The sequence below is a fragment of the Zoogloea sp. genome (assembly GCF_017302315.1).
Lineage (GTDB): Bacteria > Pseudomonadota > Gammaproteobacteria > Burkholderiales > Rhodocyclaceae > Zoogloea.
On the sequence record NZ_JAFLDT010000148.1, the window covers coordinates 1 to 4,812 of the forward strand.

Here is a 4,812-nt window from a genome sequence, read left to right on the forward strand (position 1 = left end):
CCTGGCGGCCTGGCGCACGCCGCTGCTGCGCTACACCCTTGCCTTCGTGTGGCTGGCGACCGCCTGGGTGAGCCTCGCCGTGCATCCCCGCGACGCCAGCCTCGCCCTGCTTGCCGGCGTGGGCCTGGAGGGCGCCGGTGCGGTCGCCGCCTTGTACACCGCTGTCGCCCTCGACCTGGCCATGGGCCTGGCCTGCCTGTTCCGCCCGAGCCGCCGGCTGTGGTGCCTGCAGGCCGCACTGGTGCTGGGCTACTCGGCCATCATTGCCGTGGCCCTGCCGGCCTTCCTGTCCCACCCCTTCGGCCCGGTACTCAAGAACCTGCCCATTCTCGCCATCCTCCTCATCCTCATGTCGGAGCCGCAACCATGGACTACCTGAGCATCAAGACCCTGCACATCCTGTCGTCGGTGCTGATGGTGGGCACCGGCTTCGGCACGGCCTTCTACCTGTTCTTTGCCAACCGCTCGGGCTCGGTGGAGGCGATTGCCGTGGTCTCGCGCCTGGTGGTGAAGGCCGACTGGTGGTTCACCACCCCGGCGGTGATCATCCAGCCCCTCTCCGGCGCCTGGCTGATCCATCAGGCCGGCTATCCCCTGGATTCCCTGTGGATCCTCACCTCCCTGGGCTTGTATGCGCTGGCCGGGCTGTGCTGGCTGCCGGTGGTCTGGTACCAGATCCGCATGGGGAAGATGGCGGTGGCCGCCCACGCCGAAGGGCGGCCCCTGCCGGCCCGCTACTGGATCTACGCCCGCCGCTGGGAGCGGCTGGGCTACCCGGCCTTCTCGGCAATGGTGGTGGTGTACGTCCTGATGGTGTTCAAGCCCGTATGAAGGGCCGGACGGGCGCCTGGGGCATGCGTGACCCCGGCGCGGTGACGTAGCGCCCGCGCCCGGCCTCCTTGGCCTCGTACATGGCCCGGTCGGCCGCCAGCAGCACCGCATCCGGTTCGTCGTCCGCCTCGTTCAGGGCAATGCCGATGGACACCCCCAGAGAGCACGAGACGCCCTGCAGCACCAGCGGTGGCGTGAGGGTGTCGATGCAGCGACTGGCCAGGGCCGCGATGTTCCCCTCGTCGTCCCGGGTCAGGTCGGTGACCAGCAGCACGAACTCGTCACCCCCCACCCGGGCCAGGGTGTCGCTCTGGCGCAGCACGCCGGACAGGCGGCGGGCCACTTCCACCAGGGCCTGGTCACCCGCTCCATGCCCGAGGCTGTCGTTGATGGGCTTGAAGCCGTCCAGATCCAGGTACAAGACAGCGACGCGCAGGCCGCTGCGCTGCGCCCGTGCCAGCCCCTGACGCATCCGGTCGGCCAGCAAGGCGCGGTTGGGCAGGCCGGTGAGTTCGTCGTGGTGGGCCATGCGCTCGAGCTTCACCTGGCTGCGGGTGAGCTTGTCGAGCAACTGGTTGAAGGCGGTGGTCAGGCGCCCCACCTCGTCGTCGCGGACCACCGGCAGGGGGCGCAGGGGAATCTCGCCGTGGGTCATCCGGTCGGCCAGGGTGGCCGCATGCTTGAGAGGCCCGAGCATCATGCGGGCCATGAAGCCGACCACCAGGAACACCAGCAGCATGGCCGTGAAGCTGTGGCGGATCACCACGTCCTGGGCACGCCGGACGGGGGAAAAGGCCTCGGCGGTGGGCATACGGGCCACCACAAACCAGCCGGTGCCGGGCACGCTGACAATGCTCGACAGCTCCTCAACGCCCTTCGCGTTGCGGGTGATGCCGCTGCCCCGGAAACCCGCCATGGCCCGGTCATGGAGCAGATTGATGCCCGGGGCGGGGGTGGGCTTGAGCACCAGGTCCGGATCGCTCGCCGCAATGAAAAGCTTGTCGGCCGGCGAGATCAGCAGAAAGCCGCCGGTCTCGCCGATGCGGCCGTGGGTGATGCGGTCGAGGAAGCCCGACGCGCCCAGGGCGGTGATGCCGAGCAAGACGGCGCGCACGCGGCCATCGGGGGTCTTCAGCGGCATGCCCATGGGCAGGATCGACTGCCGCGTAAATGCCCCCAGCCGTGGTCTGCCCACCCCGCCTTCACCCTGGGCGACGCGCATGAAGTCGGGGCTGTTGGCGATGGATGAGCCGGTGCGGCCCGCCACCTTGGGATAGTCCGCCAGGACACGCCCGTGGGTATCCACCACCAGCACGCCGAGGGAAAACACGGGATTCAGCTGGTAGCGCTCGCCCAGCCAGGCCTGCAGGGCGTCGGGCTGATCGAGCAGGGCCGGTTGCAGGGTCTGGGCAAGGCGTTCGAGCAGGCGCAGACGGTCCTGGATCCGGGCGTCGATGTCCTGGGCCACCGCCTCGGCCATGGCGGTCTGCTGGGACGACACCAGCTCGGTCAGATCCTCGCGCAGGAAGCGCGCCTGGAAGTAATAGCGTGTGCCACCGCCGAGGATGACCAGCAGCAGGCCGAAAAGGACAAGACGGACGAGAAGGCTGTTGCCGAAGGGTTTCAGGTTCATGGGCCTGTCGGAGCGGCTCGGACCTGTACCGGGCGGCAGGCCAGGCCGGATGGTAGCGCCAATGCCCCTTCGCCCCAAGGGGTCAACCCCACGGCGGCGTTTCCGGCGAAACTGCGGCAATTGCCCCGCGAGACATGCCATGCCCCAGCACGACACCCTTCCCGTTCCCGGCGGCGCGCCGATCAAGCTATGGACCCGTGGCGTACCGGTGGAGGATGCCGCCCGCCAACAACTCATGAACACCGCCCGCCTGCCCTTCATCTACAAACATCTGGCGGTGATGCCGGACGTACACCTGGGCAAGGGCTCGACCATCGGCAGCGTCATCCCCACCGTCGGCGCCATCATCCCGGCGGCAGTGGGGGTGGATATCGGCTGCGGCATGATCGCCGCCCGCACCTCGCTGGTGGCCGCCGACCTGCCGGATTCCCTGCATCGCCTGCGCAGCGCCATCGAGGCCGCCGTGCCCCACGGCAAGACCTTCGGCAAACGCGACAGCGGTGCCTGGAGCGAGGCCCCGGCGGCGGTGGATGCCATGTGGCAGGCCCTGGCGCCGGGCTTCCGGCGCATCACCGACAAGCACCCGAAGCTGGCGCGCAGCAACAACCGCCTGCATCTGGGCACCCTGGGCACCGGCAACCACTTCATCGAGGTATGCGTGGATGAGGCCGACGGGGTGTGGTTCATGCTTCACTCGGGCTCCCGCGGGGTGGGCAACGCCATCGGCAGCCTGTTCATCGAGCTGGCCCAGGCCGACATGCGCCAGCACATCGCCAACCTGCCCGACCGCGACCTGGCCTACTTCACCGAGGGCAGCCGCCATTTTGATGACTACGTGGAGGCGGTCGGCTGGGCCCAGGACTACGCCCGGCGCAACCGGGCGCTGATGATGGAGGCGGTGGTGGCTGCTGCCCGCCGGGAGATATCCAAGCCCTTCCGTGCCGATCTGGAGGCGGTGAACTGCCACCACAACTACGTGCAGCGAGAGACCCATTTCGGCCGCGAAGTGCTGGTGACGCGCAAGGGGGCGGTGTCGGCCCAGCGGGGGCAACTGGGCATCATCCCCGGCTCCATGGGCGCGAAGAGCTTCATCGTGCGCGGGCTCGGCCATGAGGATTCCTTCTGCTCATGCAGCCACGGCGCCGGCCGGCGCATGAGCCGCACCCAGGCGAAGAAGCAGTTCAGCCTGGCCGACCAGGTGCGCGCCACCGTCGGCGTGGAGTGCCGCAAGGACGCCGACGTGATCGACGAGATCCCGATGGCCTACAAGGACATCGACGCGGTGATGGCCGCCCAGTCGGAGCTGGTGGAGATCGTCCACACCCTGCGCCAGGTGGTCTGCGTGAAGGGCTGACGCGCAACGGGCACTCCGGACACACCGAGGGTGGCTGGAGGGCCCGTGGGGGCGACTTCAGTCGCCCGCGGACTTTGATCAACGGCGTGCCGGTGATCGGCGCGTTTTGGGCGACTGAAGTCGCCCCTACAGGAGAAGCAGCGTCGCCCCTCAAACGACGGCGTCCGGGTTTATTCGCCAGCGCTCAGGCGCTGAACAGGGCCGCCACCGCGGCCGGATTGGACGGAAAGTAAAAGTGCACATAGGAGGCGGTGAGGCGGCCGAGGCGGTAGATGGCCTCGCCCTCTCGGCCGGCCGGCGTGGTGGCGCGGGCCAGGGGAGCCACGGGCGTCTCGCTCTTCGAATAGTGGAAGGTGTGGCCGGTGAGGCGCCCTTCCGGCAGCTCGGCCACCTGGGTGCCCAGGGCCGCCAGGCGGGGCTGCATGCGGGTATGGCCCGGGAGCAGGCCGGCCCCCGGATGGGTCACGCCTTCCCGGTCGGTGAGGGTTTCGAACAGGCTCATCATGCCGCCACACTCGGCCAGCAGAGGCTTGCCGGCGGCCTGGTGGGCCTTCAGCCCGGCCTGCCAGCCGGCATTGGCGGCCAGCGCAGCGGCGTGAAGCTCCGGATAGCCGCCGGGCAGCCACAGGGCGTCGCAGTCGGGCAGCGCCTCGCCGGCCAGGGGCGAGAAGAAGGCCAACTCCGCGCCCAAGGACTGCAGCGTGTCCAGGTTGGCGGGATAGATGAAGCCGAAGGCGGCATCCCGGGCGATGGCGATGCGCCGCCCCTGCAACAGCGGCAGCACGTGGGGCGCCGGCGCGTCGGGAAAGGCCACCGCCACCGGACGGTCGGCGGCGCCGGTGCGCGCCAGGTGGTCGGCGAGGCGATCCAGGCGGGCGTCCAGGTCGGCGATCTCGGCGGCCTGCAGCAGGCCCAGGTGACGCTCGGGCAGCGCTGCGTCGGCATCCCGCGGCAAGGCGCCATACCAGGCAATGCCGGGGCGCAGGCTGTCCTG

The 4,812-nt window shown here is 69.6% G+C and carries 4 protein-coding genes and 1 pseudogene; 3 read left to right on the forward strand and 2 right to left on the reverse strand.

The window, feature by feature from the left end:
• Positions 1-379, forward strand: a 379-nt coding sequence (locus tag J0L98_RS21205) for a DoxX-like family protein (RefSeq protein WP_296414215.1), incomplete at its 5' end; no start/stop codon positions are given.
• Entirely contained in the window at positions 367-831 is a 465-nt protein-coding gene (locus tag J0L98_RS21210; protein ID WP_296414216.1) for a DUF2269 domain-containing protein, read from the forward strand. The genes J0L98_RS21205 and J0L98_RS21210, both read left to right, overlap by 13 nt.
• On the opposite strand, the gene J0L98_RS21215 is transcribed toward J0L98_RS21210, so the two are convergent.
• A complete protein-coding gene (locus tag J0L98_RS21215) occupies positions 818-2,464 on the reverse strand; it encodes a GGDEF domain-containing protein (protein ID WP_296414218.1) in 1,647 nt (548 codons plus the stop codon). The two genes, J0L98_RS21210 and J0L98_RS21215, sit on opposite strands and share 14 nt — an antisense overlap.
• Before the next feature lie 139 nt (positions 2,465-2,603).
• On the opposite strand from J0L98_RS21215, the gene J0L98_RS21220 reads away from it, so the two are divergent.
• Positions 2,604-3,818: an RtcB family protein gene (locus J0L98_RS21220; protein WP_296414219.1), complete on the forward strand. Its 1,215-nt coding sequence runs from the start codon at positions 2,604-2,606 to the stop codon at positions 3,816-3,818.
• 184 nt (positions 3,819-4,002) lie between these two features.
• Here the strand turns inward: J0L98_RS21220 and J0L98_RS21225 are convergent.
• A pseudogene (locus J0L98_RS21225) lies at positions 4,003-4,812 on the reverse strand (cobyrinate a,c-diamide synthase); the annotation flags it as partial.

Coding starts and splice junctions, on each gene's coding strand:
- J0L98_RS21210 (WP_296414216.1), top strand. CDS start 367: ATGGACTACCTGAGCATCAAGACCCTGCACATCCTGTCGTCGGTGCTG.
- J0L98_RS21220 (WP_296414219.1), top strand. CDS start 2,604: ATGCCCCAGCACGACACCCTTCCCGTTCCCGGCGGCGCGCCGATCAAG.
- J0L98_RS21215 (WP_296414218.1), bottom strand. CDS start 2,464: ATGAACCTGAAACCCTTCGGCAACAGCCTTCTCGTCCGTCTTGTCCTT.